Source organism: Bradyrhizobium nivariense, from assembly GCF_029846695.2.
In the GTDB taxonomy this organism is placed as follows: domain Bacteria; phylum Pseudomonadota; class Alphaproteobacteria; order Rhizobiales; family Xanthobacteraceae; genus Bradyrhizobium.
Map to the genome: position 1 here is coordinate 203,878 of NZ_JARWCR020000004.1, position 14,845 is coordinate 218,722.

Consider the following 14,845-nt stretch of genomic DNA (forward strand, 5'->3'; position numbering starts at 1 on the left):
AAACTGCTTGACAATGGAAACCCGCGTTCCATGTTCGGAGTAGGCATACTTTGTGTGCCATTTTTCTAATCGTGTTTTTTTGGGCAGGATTATTTGGGTCATGAGTGACGGCATCGATACCGCGGTTGCGCCGCAGCCGCCTGCGGCGGGTCTCGCTGGCAGGAAGATCGGGCTCGCGCTGTCCGGCGGAGGAGTGCGTGCCGCAGTCTTCCATTTGGGAGTAATCAAGCGCCTCGCCGAAGAAGGGCTTCTCGAGGAGGTCTCGACCGTGTCAACGGTATCCGGCGGCAGCCTGGTGATCGCTGCGGTCATTTCGCACTCGGGAATGTCGTGGCCATCATCGCGGCGCTACCTTCAGAACATCTATCCGGAACTGCGCCGCCGCATGACAGCGGCCGATCTGTTCAGTTTCAAGGCAATAGGCTGGAGCGGCGTCGTCGAATTCAATGCTCGCCTATTCATGGACCGTGCCGCGGTGCTGTCAACGCTCCTTGAGAGGCAGTGGGGCATCCGCGGGCGGCTCGGCGACCTTCCGGACCATCCGCGTTGGCTGATCAACGCCACCTGCTTGGAGATCGGAAAGAACTGGCGCTTCGCCAAGCGCGAAATGGGCGACTGGACTTTCGGCCGGAATTACGCGCCGGACGTGCCCTTGAGCATGGCCGCGGCAGCTTCAGCTGCGGTCCCGTACGCAATCGGCGCGCTGACGCTCCGGTTACCACCCGGAGGTTGGTGGGAAACCGATCCGGCGACCGGCAAGCAGATCAAAATGCGGCCGCCACCGGCGACTTCGGTGCGCCTTTGGGACGGTGGTGCCTACGACAACATGGGCCTTGAGGCGATCTCTAAGCCGGGCTGTGGCCTAAAAGATTGCGACTTTCTGATCTGCAGCGATGCCTCGGGGCCGCTGCGGCCACCGGGCAGATCGCCGCTCGCAGCGCTGTTCAGGGGAATTCTAGCCAAGCCCCGGTTGTTCGACATCGCCGGCGACCAGATCCGCGCGCTCCGCAGCAGGATGCTCATCGCGGATATCGCGTCCGGCAACGTCAGCGGCGTCTTGCTGCGCATGGGCAATTCGGTGCGCAGCGTCGACATCAAGTCGGACCGAGCACGCCCGGTCGGGTTCTACGACGAGTTCCAGTCCGACGAGCAGGAAGTGACGGCCCTGCAATATCCGACCGACCTCAAGGCGCTCTCCGAAACGCAGTTCGACGCTCTTGGGCGGCACGGGTTCGAAGTCGCTGACGTGACCTTGACGACATATACCCCGGCGGGTTTCCCGCGATCGCTTCAGTGGGAGACCCGATCATGAAAAGTATCATCACCCGGTTCCGTGCCTATCACCTGGGTTGTCCCGGCTCTTCGTTCTCCTATTTCGCAGGCGGCCATTTCACCGTCATCGAAGGACGGCTCACCGACGAGAGCCGCCGCCAGCTTGAGCATGAAATGATGAACCGTTGCGGCGTTGAGCAGGCCGACCTTCTCCACATCACGAGTTGGGACGCGGATCACTGCAATAGGCACGAGCTTCTCGATTTGCTGAACCTGATCCAACCGCTGAGGATCGAGTGTCCCGGCTACGACCCCTATACCGACCACGGCGAAGGGTGTCTGGAGATCATCGCGGACTATCGAGACCGCCGTCGCAACACCAATCGGATTCCGGAAATCACACACATCACGCCGGCCTATATCAATGGGCTCGAGCGGGCCGAGAGTCAGGCTTTCCGCAACACGTTGTACAACCCCTATCACATCGGTGATTGCGCCAACGACAACTCGACGGTGAAGCATTTCCGCAAAGGCAGTTTCAACGTCCTGAGCCTCGGCGACGTCGAGTCGCCGATGATCGGCGCGCGGCTTCGCCGGTCACCGGTCCTGACGACGGAAACGGACGTCATGATCCTGGCCCACCATGGTGCCGACAACGGCTTCACCACCAAAAAATTCCTTACCCATCTGGGGCCCAGTCTGGCGATCTGCTCGGCCGACTACGACAACCAGTATGACCATCCACGCGAAGAGATCCGGGAACTGCTGCACGAGCAAGGCATCCGGCTCATGACCACCAAGACCGGCGACGTGATCGTCCGTTCCACCGGCGACCACACCGGCGCGTACCAGGCCATCAACCTGATCGAAAAATCGGGCAAGGAATCGTCCCGAGTCGACTTCGTGTCGAAGAAGAGCGGAATTCTCGACGCCAACGGCGACACGTTGCGGCAGCGCTACGGTCTGCACAAGTCGTATCCCCGGTAGGAGCAGGACATCATGGCAAAGAACATACTAATCTTCTCAGACGGCACCGGACAGGTCGGTGGTCTTCGCCCGGACGAGCGCCGCAGCAACATCTACAAGCTCTACCGGGCAACACGTTGCGGACCGGACTCCGACATCGACCCGGCCGACCAGGTCACCTTCTATGACGCAGGGCTCGGGTCGATGCCGCCGGAGGGCGCCTTTTTCGTCGTCCGCGCCTACCGCTGGCTGCACAACTTGTTCAGCCTCGCTACAGGGCTCGGAATCACCACCAACATCATCGACTGCTACTGCGCGATCCTGAGCATGTGGGAGCCTGGCGACAGGATCTTCGTGTTCGGATTTTCTAGGGGCGCCTACACGGTCCGGTGCCTCGCGGCGGTGCTGTCGATGTGCGGCGTACCGACCACCATGGCGGACGGTAAGACGCCGCTGCGGCGCGATGCGAAATCCATCAAGAAGATTGCAAACGAGGCCGTCAAGAACGTCTACCAGCACGTCAGTTCGCCGGCCGACGAAAAATACGTCGGCCAGCGCAAGGCCATCGCGCTCCGCTTCCGCCGGAAATACAACTCAGATGTTGCCGGCATTCCGAACGTCAACCCGTACTTCATCGGCGTGTTCGACACCGTCGCATCGCTCGGAAGCTACCGGCTGTCGGCGGCCATGGTGGCCGGCGCTGCGGCGCTCCTGCTGCTCGGAAGCTGGGCCCTGTCTATGTTCGCGCTGACGTTCTGGACGTGGATGCTGGTGTTGGGAGGGCTCGCCGTTGCCGTCGCCGGCATTTGGTATGTCGTTTCCCACCTGCGCTATGCCACCGGCCTCGAAGGCTACACATTTTGGGAAACGCTGCACTTCACCTCGCCGAAGATGAGGTTCTACGACCCGCACCTGGACAATGAGGTGCGGTATGCCCGCCACGCCTTGTCGCTCGACGAGAACCGTAACGATTTCGCCATCGTGAAATGGGGCAGCAAGAGCAACAAAGGTCCGCCGCGCAAGGACAGCGATCCGGACTGGCTGCAACAGGTCTGGTTCGCCGGTAACCATTCGGACGTTGGTGGTAGCTATCTGGAAAACGAATCCCGGCTCTCCGATATTTCGCTGAAATGGATGGTGCACGCGGCGACCGCGCTTCCGGACGAGACCGGACCGGACGGCGCCGGCATCAAGGTCAACCCGCTCCTGCTGCAGCTTCGGCCGGATGCACTGGGACCCCAGCACGACGAGCGCGAACCCGGCTTCTGGGGCGTCCGATGGCCGAAGGGGCTGCGTCACGTCGATCCGGAGGCGATCCTGCATTCATCCGTCTACGCAAGGGCGGCCGCCGCGCGCGTCCCGCATTTCTACTCCACCGAGGAGTACTCGCCCGAGAACCTCGCGGACCACATCAAGTTTCAGAAGGCTAAAGCCGACCGAAACGCACCGCCGCCACAGGCTGCGGTCGATCAGCCTTCCTTGTGAGACGCTAGGTGATCGAGATTGCGGACATGCGGTCCGCCGGAACATCGTGCTGGGAGTGGGTAAAGGGTCGGTGAGGACACCGGAATCCCTCGTTGATAGCAGTTAGCTAGATCGGTAGCCCGAGTTGCGGCTCTGCCTGATTGTCACCTTGTAGCGACGAGAGCGCGCCCCCCAGAAGACGCACCGGTTTGGAAAAGGGGATCTCATCCTGCAGTAAGGCGACCGAAAGGCGTTCCAACTCGCGCCGGCTAGAAACCGGAACAGGTACGGACCTGCTGCGCGTGATAATCTCGAAGTCGTTGAATTTCACCTTCAGGGTCACCGTTCGGCCCCGAGACCCCCTGTCGTCGCAATGCCGCCAGACCTTGTCGATTAAGGGCTGCAATTCTGAAAGCATGGCGTCGAGGTCAGATCGCTGGAGAACGTGTTCTCGGCGCCGACGGATTTCCGGATGCGGTCGGCGCGGACCTCACGATTGTCGATGCCTCTGGAGATCCAGTAGTAGTACGCGCCGGCCTTGCCGAAGTTTGCCTGCATGAATTCGAGCGACTGGTTACGCATGTCGAGACCGGTGTACAATCCGAGCGAGTTCATCTTAGCGTTGGTCGCTGGACCTATGCCGTGAAACTTGCCGACGGGGAGAGCTTCGACGAACGCCGGCCCCATCTCCGGCGTGATGACGTACTGGCCGTTCGGCTTGCGGAAGTCGGAGGCGACCTTCGCCAGAAATTTGTTATAGGATATCCCGGCGGAGGCGTTGAGGCCGGTCTCCTGTTTGATCTTGGCACGGATCGCCAAGGCGACGTCCCGCGCCAGCGGAATGCCTTGAAGATTTTCCGTGACGTCCAGATAGGCCTCGTCCAGCGACAGCGGCTCGATGATCGGGGTGTGCTCCGCGAAGATCTCACGAATCTGCTGGGATACCGCCTTGTAGACCTCGAAGCGCGGCTTCACGAAGATCAGATCTGGACACTGCCGCTTGGCGGTTACCGACGGCATGGCCGAGCGCACCCCGAACTTCCTAGCTTCATAGCTGGCTGCCGCCACGACGCCCCGCTCCTGAGATCCGCCGACGGCGACCGGCTTGCCGCGGAGATCCGGATTGTCTCGTTGTTCGACGGACGCGTAGAAGGCGTCCATGTCGACGTGGATGATCTTTCGCTGGCGGCCCGGGGGAACTGCCTGGTCGTCCTCGTACTCGATGGTCACGTTGTCTGTCCGGGCGGGTCTTCCTTGACGCCGCGGGCGACGATTTTGAGCGACCCGTCCGAAAGCGGCCGTTGCAGCTTCAAGACCTCGTCCGGAGGAGCCGTCATCCAGGTCTCGATCTCGTCCGGAGTCGTCAGGATTACAGGCATCGCCTTGGGGTGGATGGCGCCGACCTCGGCATTCGGCTCAGTCGTGAGGAACGCGTAGAGGTCGTTGGTCGTCTCACCTTCCTTGACCTTCCGGACGGAGGTCCAGTTGGTCCATATGCCGGCGAAGCAGGCGAGGGGACGCGTCTCATCGAGCGCGAACCATATATCGCCGCCCTCGGGCTTGTTGAACTCGCTGAAAGAATTGAACGGGACGACGCAACGGTTTTCCGCTCCCAGCCATCTCCTCCAGTGCTTGCTCTTCACGTTGCGGATGTTGGTTGTTCCGCCGTCCGGCTCCATTCGAAGCAATTCCTTGAAATCGACCGACTTGCCTTTGGCCTCAAGTTTCGCGGCGCGCTTCTTGGTCGCCTCCATGAGCGCGTGCTGCGACGACGGCATCCCCCATCGCGCAGTGACAAGCTCGCGTCCGTCGGCGCCGTTGCGCACGATCGGCGCCTTGTAGTCCGGGAACACGCCCGGCATCGGTGCCAGATTGCCAACGTATCGGTTCACGACGCGAAACAGCGCGGTTATGGCAGCCTGGTTGGTGGTGATCGAATAGAGGTTGCACATCTTTGAGCTTGTGGCGGGAAGTCTCATCCCTGTTTCGCGCGGAGCGGATGGAATCCCTTATGGTTTGAGTGGAGACGCCGCTTCGACGATTTCCGCCAGCTTCTCGCCTGGGCGGCTGCGCCTCGGCGGCGGCGGTTCATGTTTCGCGCAGTCGGCAACCATCTTGGCGAAGGGAACGATGTCGCCGTCGCTGCTGGCATTTTCGAGAGCTTGCATGTACTCGACCCGCCGATCGACCGGAATGATCGTCCAAGGAATGCCGCCCGATGCCAGCATCGTGTTCATGATAAAACGGCCCGATCTGCCGTTTCCGTCCGGCAGCGGATGGATAAACGTGAAGAGAAAATGCCCGAGTATCGCGCGGACGCGCGGGTCTTTCTCCTGCTTCAGGCAGTCGAAGAACGCTTCCATCGCATCGGGTACCGACTCCCAGTTCACGGGAGTGTGCCGAGAGCCTCGGATATGGAGGAAATGCTGGCGGTATCCGGCCATGTTCTCTGGCTTGGCGATGCCGGCGGCGAGCGAAGGCTGGAACAGCGCGCGGTACCAATTGAGGTGCTCCGCCTCGACGACTTCTGCCGATTGCTCTCCCTTGAGAATGCGGTCGACGGCTTTGCGGACTTCTTGAAATGCATCCCAATATCCTTTGGCCGCCAACGCATTCTTCTGTTCGCGATCTTCCGGATCATCGTCGGGATTCCACTTTCCGCTTCTGACCTTCTCGATCAGATCTTCGGTGACCGTGTATCCCTCGATCGACAGGGAGTGGTAGGCGTCGGACGTGTAGATGTCGTCAACCGAGGCCATGTATGCGTCATGATCGTTGATCAGCCGCGGCTCGATGTCGAAGTTCTGCAGGACCTTGTCGCGCATCTCCGCCCACATGAGACGGACGCGGGTGGCGATCGGGGAGACCTGGCGCGCGCCCGTTAGTTGCATGGGCACCGGCCCCTTGAACGGATCGGCATCCTCGCGGACATCGTGTCCTGCGCGCTGCATTGTGGCGACGATTTCGTCCGCGACCCGGGTATTTCCGAGCGTCCGATAGGCGCCCGCGATACGTCCGGCTACCAGCGCATGCCCTCCGGCCAGGAGAACGCGCAGGATGACGGGGCTGCGGACTGCGCCGATCAGGGCGACGACGTCGTTCTTGTTGCTTTGCCAGAAGGCTGGTCCAGCCGAGCACAAGGCTTCCTCAGCCGGGAATGCCCGCATTCCAGCGACTTCGATCGGGGTGACGGCGAGCTTCGGGACCCTGAGCAGATAGAAGGAATTGTCGTGCGGTAGCTTGAGCAGTTGGTTGTTGGCGTCCGGGGCATGGATGATGATCTGCTGCGGGACGTTGAGGTTCTTGGCGTTCAGCAAGACGGAGACCTCAGGAGAAAGGACCCACGCTTTGGCGAAGCGGTCATCCAGGTAGGCTCTCGCGAACTCCCAGAACGACGAGTACCAAGAGGTGGTATCGCCCTGGCGGTCGGCCGGACGGGTGGTCATAACCCATCCTTTTATGATTTCAGTCAGAAAGCCGGCTTCGGTTAGGCGCTCGCGGTCCGTGCGGGACAAGTCAGTTGACTTGAACACCCGCCGAGAGGGGTCTCCAGATAATTTCTTGAGATTACTAAGAGAATCGGCCAGTTTTTGGTTCAGGCTCGGCATCTGGAACCTCCGGCTCCGGCGTTTGCGCGCACTAACTTTGGGTTGGGTGATTACACTACTTTTATGCTGTATGTTTACACTACTTTTATGTTGTGTTCAAACACTAGTATTATGTTGTGTAGTTACACTAGTATTACGCCGTGTAGCGACACTAGTATTATGATGCGCCTTCGCCCCTTTTGTGGCGGTCAGCTACCGCCACATTCCACGCATGCGCGCGCCGATATCCACCTTGGGTCCTTGGCTAGGAGCACGTGCGCCGGCAGGTACAACTGGCCAAGTCGTCCGCTCGAACAGATCCAGCAGCTTTTCTGGGATGAACCGTGTCCTCGAGGCGTAGAGGTGGCGGTCACCCAGCGAATGCTGACCGTGAACGAAGAAGCGCTGCGGCACGACCAGATGGAGGTCATCCTTTGCTCGGGTCATGGCGACGTAAAGCAGGCGGCGTTCCTCCTCGATCTCGGCCGAGGTCCCGGCACCGAGATCGGACGGCATGCAGCCGTCGACGACGTTCAGCAGATAGACCGACTTCCATTCCTGACCCTTGGCGGAGTGGATCGTCGACAGGATCAGATAGTCCTCATCGAGCAGCGGCACGCCGGCCTGATCGCTAGTCGCGTCGGGCGGATCCAGCGTGAGTTCAGTTAGGAAGCGTTCTCGGGAAGGATATCCGGAGGCGATCTGCTCGAGCTGGAGCAAGTCGCCCGCCGTGTTTCGGCGTCTTCATGGATGCGGTCGAGATGCGGTTCGTACCAGAGGCGGGCACGCTCGAGATCGACGGGCCACTCGGAATAATGGAGATTGCCCAACGCTTCGACGAAGCCCTTCCAGTCGTCGCCCGTGCGCGGTGGCGTCGGTATGTCCGCGAGCGCTGTGATCGGATCGGAGGCTTGCGCCATGTGGTCAAGCACACGCTGCGCGGTGGCTGAGCCGATGCCAGGCAGCAAATGCAGCAGACGAAACCCGGCCACACGATCGCGCGGATTCTCGACGAACCGCAGCAATGCCAGCATGTCCTTGATGTGAGCGGCATCGAGAAACTTCAGTCCGCCGAACTTTACGAACGGGATGTTCCGACGCGTTAATTCGATCTCAAGCGGACCGCTGTGGCTGGATGTCCGGAACAGAACAGCCTGCTCTTTGAGGAGCGTTCCGGACTCGCGGTTCTCGAGAGTGCGTTCGACGATGAAGTGCGCCTGGTCAGCCTCGTCACGTACGGTGACGAGCTGCGGTTTCGCTGCCGAGGTGCGTTCGGTCCATAGGTTCTTGGTGAAGCGTTCCTTGGCAAGGTCGATAACGCCATTGGCGGCGGCAAGGATCGGCTGCGTCGACCGATAATTGCGGTCGAGCGTGATGATGTTGGCGGGCGGCGAAAATTGTGCAGGAAAGTCGAGGATGTTGCGCACGGTCGCGGCGCGGAACGAGTAGATCGATTGAGCGTCGTCGCCGACGACCGTCAGCCCCCGGCCTCCGGGCTTCAACGCGAGCAGGATCGAGGACTGCAGGCGGTTGGTGTCCTGATACTCGTCGACCAAGACGTGATCAAAGCGGCCGCCGATGTCGTCAGCCAAGGCAGCGTCGCCGACCGTCTGCGCCCAGTAGAGAAGGAGGTCATCGTAATCCAGCACGTTCTGCTTCTGCTTGGCTTCAACATAAGCCGCGAACAGTTCCTTGAGCTCTGCGGCCCACCCGGAACACCATGGATACCAAGCGCCGATTACCTGCTCGATCGGCATCTCGGCGTTGACGCAGCGCGAGTAGATCGAGAGGCACGTCCCTTTGGTAGGGAAGCGGCTCTCGGTCTTCGAGAAGCCTCTCTCATGCCTGACGAGGTTCATCAGGTCTGCAGAGTCTTCGCGGTCGTGAATCGTAAAGGCGGGATCCAGGCCGATCTGTTCGGCATACTCGCGCAGCAGCCGGGCGCCAATGCCGTGGTAGGTGCCGGCCCAGGTGAGCGCGTCGGTCATGATCCCAGCGTTCTCGCCCAGTACCTTGCGGGCGATCCGTTCGACCCGCCTTGTCATCTCGGCGGCGGCGCGCCGGGAAAACGTCATCAACAGGATTCGGCGCGGATCGGCGCCCTGAACGATCAGATGGGCGACCCGATGGGCGAGGGTGTTGGTCTTTCCCGAACCTGCTCCCGCAATGACTAGCAGCGGCGCAGCGGCCAGTCCTCCGGCGGCGCCGTGCTCGACCGCACTTAAGCCGCCATGGACCCGGCGATAATGTCGTTGCGATCGATGTCGCGGTCGGCGGCGAAGTCATAAAGGCGGCCGATACGCTGACCATCCCATCGGAAACGGTAATGGGCGCCTTGCACGCCACGGTCCACCAAAACCTCGTTGGTGAAAACACAGATGAATTCACTGCCTGGCAGTTCGGTCATCTTGAAGAGGACGCCGTGAACGCCATCCTCATATAGCTGCCGCCCCATCATCCACCTTGCGGTTTGCGATGTGTCGGCCGGCAGTCCGCGAAGATCGACGAAATTCCCGACGACCCTGTTCGTGATCATCCTCATGTCGATGCCGCAGGCCGGTTCGTCGGTACGGGAAAGGAATTCCTCGCGCCGGAGGATTGCCCGGGCAAGAGCGCCGCGCTCTTCGGCGGCAAGCTCGAGGACCGAATAAGGAGGCGGAAGCGAATACGTGCCCTCCGGCATGGGATAGGCGAACGGCGCGTGATTCCAGTTCTGAAGCCTCGGCGAATTTGAATCGGCGGAAATGTCGCCGCCGGTGATGCGGGCCTTGGCAGCAAGACGCGGGTTGGTGATCGTCTCGATCTCGGCGGCAACCGCCTGCATCTCGCGAGAACCGAATTTCTCGTAGATGTCGATGGTCGGCCATTTCGAGGGAATCAACCGCCGATACTGGCCGTCGACTGAGATTTGCGGATACGCCAAACTTAGCCTCCGCGCTGGGCATCGACGTACTGTCGTACCCTGATGATGTCGCTCAGATTGCCGGTGAGCATGATGTCGAGGGCAGATGCCCCCTCGAAGAACCGGTTTGGCTGGCGGATCCAGCGTACGGCGGCTTCCGGCGAATCGAGCAGGATGCCGAGAGCCTTGTAGACGGATCCCAGATGCGAAATCCGCTCGAGGGTATCCGCAGAAACGTCGCCGCCGTCCTTGCGCCAACGGAAGTAGGTCGAGCGGCCAGGCGATCCCAGCAACTTGATCTGTTGATCAGTGCTCAAATCCCAGATCTCCGCAAGTTTGAAGAAGAAATCGAGTGTTGATGGGCGTGGTCCTTGTGGCTGCTGTGCTGTCTCTGTCCGGTTGCTGATGTCCATAGGGCTCCTCGGTTTGTGCCAAATGGGACTTGATTTACAATTTTAGTCCCATTAAATATAGTCCCAATACGGACTGATTCGGAATCATCGGTCTCTTCCGGGATTTCGTCAAGCCAAACGACGCCTGTCCGGGCGCATGAGACGGAGAAGACGCATGGATACGGTGTTGAAGATCCCCGGCGGCGAAATGGCCCAGCGGGCCCGCTCGTTCAAAGCCGAGGTCGGTGACGACCAATTCGAGTTCCACACGGTGGCGTTCGACGACGCCAAGGTCACCGGGGCCGAAGTCTGCATGGCTGCCGGCAAGCACCCGGTCGAGGATTACGTCGTGCTGCGGCACCTCGCGACCTGTGAACTGGAAACGCTCCGCCCCACCGAGACCTCCGACCTCGACAAGAACAACGTCGGCCGTTTCTTCGTCATCAAGGGCGGCGACATCCACCGCTTTTTCGTCGAGGGCCTGGCGATGGAATGGCCGCTTGCGAAGCTGCTCGCCTCGCAGATCAAGTTCCTCGCCGGCGCCGGCGACGATCAGTCCCTGTCGCTCGAGCGTCCCGGCGTCGACCAGGTCTTCGATGATGACGACGTCGTCGACATCGGCGGTGGCGGTGCCGAACGCTTCAAGCTACGGCACCGCAAGAAGACGGTGACGGTGATCTACGGTGGCGATGCCGAGTTCGAACTCGAGCGCCGCGTCTACACCACCGAGGAACTGATGACGGTGTTCGGCGTTCCTGCCGGCTACAAGTTGGACTTCATCGGTGCCGACGGCGTCTTCCGCGAGATGGCGCCGGGCGAACGCCTCAAGGTCAAGGACGGCATGGAGTTCGCCTCCCATCCGCCGGTGGGACAGTCTTCGTGACCGCTGAACTCCAACTCGCGGCACTGCGGCGGATCAACCGCCGCGCCGAAATCTGGGACGAGGGGGGACAGCCCCTCGTCTACCTGCCGAGCATGCCGGTACAGCACAATGGGGGAAAAGTGACCGTCGATGGTCTGCTCTGTCCCCGCAACCACGCCAGCTACACCACGCGGCTGTTCCTGTCGCAGGCCTTTCCGAACCGCGGCCAGAATTGGACCGCGCACCAGATCATGGGCCGCGCCTGGCACACGATGTCGTTCAACAACGTGCCGGCAGCGCTGCCGTGGTCCGAGATCCTCGCCATCCACTTGGGACAGCTCCAATGAAAGTAGCACTTAAAATCACCGGTTCGCTGCTGGATCTGGTCCGGCGCGACCTCGCTCGGCTCCACTTTTTCGCACACGAGCGCGTCGGCTTCTTGACCGCAGGTGCGGCCGCGGTGCCGGGCGGCCTGATGCTGCTGGTTCGCGAATACATGCCGGTTGCCGACGAGGACTACGAGGTCGATCCCAAGGTCGGCGCACGGATCGGCTCCAACGCAATGCGCAAGGCTGCGCAGGCGGCCTATCGACCAGCCGCGGCCCTTCTGCATGTCCATACCCACGGCGGTCGCGGCCTTCCCGGATTCAGCGGGGTGGACCTCGAGAGCGGCAACAAATTCGTGCCGGGGTTCTTCCATTCATGCCCGAAGATGCCGCACGGGCTGCTGGTGCTGAGCAACAACGGCGCGACCGGCCTTCTCTGGCTCGAGGCCGGCAAACCTTCCGTGTCGATCGATCGCTTCATCCGCATCGATCAGCCGATCGTCGAGCAATGGAGTGCGAAATATGAGCTGGCTTGATCGTCAGAGCTTTCTCGGCGCCAACAGCGAGCAGCGGCTGGCCGAGATGACCGTCGGCCTGGTTGGGCTCGGTGGTGGCAATTCGCACGTCGCCCAGCAGCTTGCGCACGCCGGAGTCGGCCACTTCGTGCTGGCGGACGGGGACCACATCTCGCTGACCAACCACAACAGACTGATCGGGGGCACCTGGTGGTACGTGTTGAAGCGGACCGCAAAGGTCGCGATCATGAAAAGGATGATCCTTGCGATCAATCCGAAGGCCCGCGTCGAGATTCATTGCAAGCAGTGGCAGCTTGCGGGCGATGCGCTGAAGCGCTGCGAGGTCATCGTGGGCGGTCTCGACAACGTGCGCGGCAAGGACGAACTTGATGCCTTCTGCCGACGCTTCCTGATACCGTACATCGATCAGGGAATGGACGTGCACAAATTGGGCGGCGGCCACGGCCACCTGGTCGCGGGCCAGGTGGTGCTGTCCGAGCCCGGCAGCCCGTGCCTGCGCTGCATGGGAATCGTCACCGATGCGGCGCTGGCAGAAGAGTCCCGTAAGTATGGTGCCGCCGGCGGACGACCGCAGGTGGTGTGGTCGAACGGTGTGCTCGCGTCGCTGGCGGTCGGGCTGGTCGTGCAGATGGTGACGCCCTGGAGTCGACGGGCCAGGCCAGGCGCCTATCTCTCGTACGACGGCAATTCCGGCTTGGTCACCGAGACCGAACGATTTCGGCGCTGGTCGGCTTCCTGCACGCATTACCCGAGTGCGGCCGTCGGCGACATGACCTTTGACATCCGCAAGCTCATGGCCAGCGACCGGCAGGGCTACCGATGGGTGGAGCGGATCATGCGCTCGGTCCGCAAGTGGACGAGCACCGTTATCTGAGCGAGCGATGCGTACGCCGGGACTGCGTCTGCCAATTTCTTGGGCAAGACGCATCTCGGCGCTCCATCATTCGGCCGCGTCAGATATCTCAAGGAGCGGAAGATCCAGGCTGGGGATCTCGGGCATCGCCTTGCCGGCGATCGCCTGCAGGTCCCCGACCATTCCGACGGTCGACTCGACGACGGAGAGTATTTGCGTTTCGCGCTTCGCCCATTGTCGGTTCATGAACTTGCGTTCCTTATCGAGGTCGTCCCGCATGTCGTTGAACTTATCGATGACGGCATCGACGCGCTGCTTGAATTTCGTACCCGTCAGATAGTTGTAGACCTGCTCCATCTTGGTCTGCTGTCCTTGCTGGACCAGCCTCGTGTTAGACACGGCGATTAGCGCCTGCCTCAGCGATACCGCGACGGGAAGGGCGCAACGGGGATGAGCGACCCACACTCCGTCGACAAGATCGAAATACTCGACGTTTTTGGGAAGGGCGTGAGAGACGCGCGACATCGGCGCTGCAACGGCGCTGGTCCTCGCGCAGTTTGGCGAGCCAACCATCGCTCCAGTTTTTGGTACGTTCGGTTTCCCAAAGAATGATGCCGGCCGGCTGCCCGCCGGCGCCATTGACCTGCTGTACCACATCAGCACCGAACTCTCCCTTGGCGACCGGTTCGATTATGTCGGTCGGGAACCTGCCGCGAAGGATCTCCTCAAGTTCCAGTCGAACACCTCGCCTTGCGTCTGCTGGGAGCCCTGTTCGGCCTTGCGCTTGAGCTCCTCGATGGTTCGGGTCATGGATTGGATCGTGTGGTCCTTTTCCGAAATCCGCAGCTTGGCCGCATCATCGGCGTCTTGCCGGGCCTTGATCCGGACGCCCTCGACGGAGGATTGCACCCGCTTTTCCACGGTTAGGTCGATTTCCCGCTTTTCGTCATCGAGTTCGCGCTGTTTTCGCAATACGTCGGCCTGCGCCTTCTGGGCCTCGGCGAGCTTGACGTTGTTGGCCTCGAGCGTTCTGCGAAGTTCGGCGGCTTCGGCGGACTTCGCCTGGAGTTCGATGGCTGCTGCCTCCCGCGCCTTCTTCGCCTCGGCTGCAACCAAATGATTCCGCTCAACGGCGAGCCGTTGCTTTATTTGGTCCTCGACCTGATCGCGCGCCTTTGCGAGATCGTCCCGCTCCTTGACCAGCACTTCGTTCTTGCGGGCGATCTCCGCGTCCTTATGCGCCATCTGCTCCTGAAAGCGCCGGCGATTCTCCTCCAGCAGGGGGGCCGCTAATGACTCGGTCAGCCTTATGTCGTGACTGCAGTTGGGGCATCGAACCACCGGTTCGTGCGCCTCTGTTACCGTGGCTGTGAAGGTCATGATTCCCCCGTCGTTCGATCCGTTGCGGGATTAGACCCGGTATGGGCTGCTTCGCCATTTCTGCGACGCGGCATGGAAGCGATGTCCACACCTCTATCCAGCTCGGCGGCGCGCTCGTTCGCTTCGCTGCGGATCCCGCCGTATCATCTCACTCAGCATGAGAACATATAGGGAACATATATTCAATGGCTAGAACTTGAGCGACGGTCGAGCGGAGGCGCAACCCATTGATTTGCTACCAAAAGTTTTGTGTTCATTAGGGCAGGAGACGCCTTGGCGGACCTCGGAGAATGCCTAGCTTGTCA

The 14,845-nt window shown here is 61.1% G+C and carries 12 protein-coding genes and 3 pseudogenes; 7 read left to right on the forward strand and 8 right to left on the reverse strand.

The window, feature by feature from the left end; translation table 11 throughout:
• Positions 1-100: 100 nt before the first annotated feature.
• Genes QCM77_RS05730 through QCM77_RS05740 form a run of 3 tightly spaced genes read left to right on the forward strand, consistent with a single transcriptional unit; the run spans position 101 to position 3,723 of the window.
• Positions 101-1,312, forward strand: a complete 1,212-nt coding sequence (locus QCM77_RS05730) for a patatin-like phospholipase family protein (RefSeq protein WP_279682307.1) — start codon at positions 101-103, stop codon at positions 1,310-1,312.
• Positions 1,309-2,259, forward strand: a complete 951-nt coding sequence (locus tag QCM77_RS05735) for a ComEC/Rec2 family competence protein (protein ID WP_279682309.1) — start codon at positions 1,309-1,311, stop codon at positions 2,257-2,259. Before QCM77_RS05730 ends, QCM77_RS05735 begins: the two co-directional genes overlap by 4 nt.
• 12 nt (positions 2,260-2,271) lie before the next feature.
• Positions 2,272-3,723, forward strand: a complete 1,452-nt coding sequence (locus QCM77_RS05740) for a T6SS phospholipase effector Tle1-like catalytic domain-containing protein (protein WP_279682310.1) — start codon at positions 2,272-2,274, stop codon at positions 3,721-3,723.
• A gap of 106 nt (positions 3,724-3,829) precedes the next feature.
• On the opposite strand, the pseudogene dinB reads toward QCM77_RS05740, so the two are convergent.
• The 6 genes and pseudogenes from dinB to QCM77_RS05770 form a co-directional block, all read right to left on the reverse strand.
• Positions 3,830-4,863 (reverse strand): annotated as a pseudogene (gene dinB / locus QCM77_RS05745) (DNA polymerase IV).
• Positions 4,864-4,928: 65 nt separating this feature from the next.
• Positions 4,929-5,654 carry an SOS response-associated peptidase gene (locus tag QCM77_RS05750; RefSeq protein WP_279682387.1) on the reverse strand — a complete coding sequence of 242 codons (726 nt, stop codon included), beginning with the start codon at positions 5,652-5,654 and terminating at the stop codon, positions 4,929-4,931.
• A gap of 57 nt (positions 5,655-5,711) precedes the next feature.
• Positions 5,712-7,310, reverse strand: coding sequence for a Fic family protein (locus QCM77_RS05755; protein WP_279682311.1), 1,599 nt, complete (start codon positions 7,308-7,310; stop codon positions 5,712-5,714).
• A gap of 192 nt (positions 7,311-7,502) precedes the next feature.
• Positions 7,503-9,508: pseudogene (locus QCM77_RS05760) on the reverse strand (ATP-dependent helicase); the annotation flags it as partial.
• Between the two features lie 2 nt (positions 9,509-9,510).
• Positions 9,511-10,212, reverse strand: a complete 702-nt coding sequence (locus QCM77_RS05765) for an RES family NAD+ phosphorylase (RefSeq protein WP_279682313.1) — start codon at positions 10,210-10,212, stop codon at positions 9,511-9,513.
• A gap of 2 nt (positions 10,213-10,214) precedes the next feature.
• On the reverse strand, positions 10,215-10,604 hold the full coding sequence (locus QCM77_RS05770) for an antitoxin Xre/MbcA/ParS toxin-binding domain-containing protein (protein WP_279682314.1): 390 nt from the start codon (positions 10,602-10,604) through the stop codon (positions 10,215-10,217).
• Between the two features lie 154 nt (positions 10,605-10,758).
• Between QCM77_RS05770 and QCM77_RS05775 the strand changes: the two genes are divergently transcribed.
• The 4 genes from QCM77_RS05775 to QCM77_RS05790 are packed head-to-tail and all read left to right on the forward strand — an operon-like array spanning position 10,759 to position 13,181.
• Positions 10,759-11,466 carry a multiubiquitin domain-containing protein gene (locus QCM77_RS05775; protein ID WP_279682315.1) on the forward strand — a complete coding sequence of 236 codons (708 nt, stop codon included), beginning with the start codon at positions 10,759-10,761 and terminating at the stop codon, positions 11,464-11,466.
• Positions 11,463-11,792, forward strand: a complete 330-nt coding sequence (locus QCM77_RS05780) for a hypothetical protein (protein ID WP_279682317.1) — start codon at positions 11,463-11,465, stop codon at positions 11,790-11,792. The genes QCM77_RS05775 and QCM77_RS05780 overlap by 4 nt, the downstream gene beginning before the upstream one ends.
• Positions 11,789-12,307 carry a hypothetical protein gene (locus QCM77_RS05785; RefSeq protein WP_279682319.1) on the forward strand — a complete coding sequence of 173 codons (519 nt, stop codon included), beginning with the start codon at positions 11,789-11,791 and terminating at the stop codon, positions 12,305-12,307. Before QCM77_RS05780 ends, QCM77_RS05785 begins: the two co-directional genes overlap by 4 nt.
• The gene (locus QCM77_RS05790; RefSeq protein ID WP_279682321.1) at positions 12,294-13,181 is read left to right on the forward strand and encodes a HesA/MoeB/ThiF family protein; all 888 of its coding nucleotides are present in this window, start codon (positions 12,294-12,296) and stop codon (positions 13,179-13,181) included. The genes QCM77_RS05785 and QCM77_RS05790 overlap by 14 nt, the downstream gene beginning before the upstream one ends.
• A gap of 66 nt (positions 13,182-13,247) precedes the next feature.
• On the opposite strand, the gene QCM77_RS05795 is transcribed toward QCM77_RS05790, so the two are convergent.
• Positions 13,248-13,817, reverse strand: coding sequence for a DUF2130 domain-containing protein (locus tag QCM77_RS05795; protein ID WP_462804295.1), 570 nt, complete (start codon positions 13,815-13,817; stop codon positions 13,248-13,250).
• A pseudogene (locus tag QCM77_RS05800) lies at positions 13,738-14,540 on the reverse strand (DUF2130 domain-containing protein); the annotation flags it as partial. The gene QCM77_RS05795 and the pseudogene QCM77_RS05800, both read right to left, overlap by 80 nt.
• Positions 14,541-14,845: the final 305 nt, after the last annotated feature.

What these genes read in the sequence shown, in the direction of transcription:
- QCM77_RS05730 (WP_279682307.1), top strand. Translation starts at nt 101, where the DNA reads ATGAGTGACGGCATCGATACCGCGGTTGCGCCGCAGCCGCCTGCGGCG.
- QCM77_RS05735 (WP_279682309.1), top strand. Translation starts at nt 1,309, where the DNA reads ATGAAAAGTATCATCACCCGGTTCCGTGCCTATCACCTGGGTTGTCCC.
- QCM77_RS05740 (WP_279682310.1), top strand. Translation starts at nt 2,272, where the DNA reads ATGGCAAAGAACATACTAATCTTCTCAGACGGCACCGGACAGGTCGGT.
- QCM77_RS05750 (WP_279682387.1), bottom strand. Translation starts at nt 5,654, where the DNA reads ATGTGCAACCTCTATTCGATCACCACCAACCAGGCTGCCATAACCGCG.
- QCM77_RS05755 (WP_279682311.1), bottom strand. Translation starts at nt 7,310, where the DNA reads ATGCCGAGCCTGAACCAAAAACTGGCCGATTCTCTTAGTAATCTCAAG.
- QCM77_RS05770 (WP_279682314.1), bottom strand. Translation starts at nt 10,604, where the DNA reads ATGGACATCAGCAACCGGACAGAGACAGCACAGCAGCCACAAGGACCA.
- QCM77_RS05775 (WP_279682315.1), top strand. Translation starts at nt 10,759, where the DNA reads ATGGATACGGTGTTGAAGATCCCCGGCGGCGAAATGGCCCAGCGGGCC.
- QCM77_RS05785 (WP_279682319.1), top strand. Translation starts at nt 11,789, where the DNA reads ATGAAAGTAGCACTTAAAATCACCGGTTCGCTGCTGGATCTGGTCCGG.
- QCM77_RS05790 (WP_279682321.1), top strand. Translation starts at nt 12,294, where the DNA reads ATGAGCTGGCTTGATCGTCAGAGCTTTCTCGGCGCCAACAGCGAGCAG.
- QCM77_RS05795 (WP_462804295.1), bottom strand. Translation starts at nt 13,817, where the DNA reads ATGTGGTACAGCAGGTCAATGGCGCCGGCGGGCAGCCGGCCGGCATCA.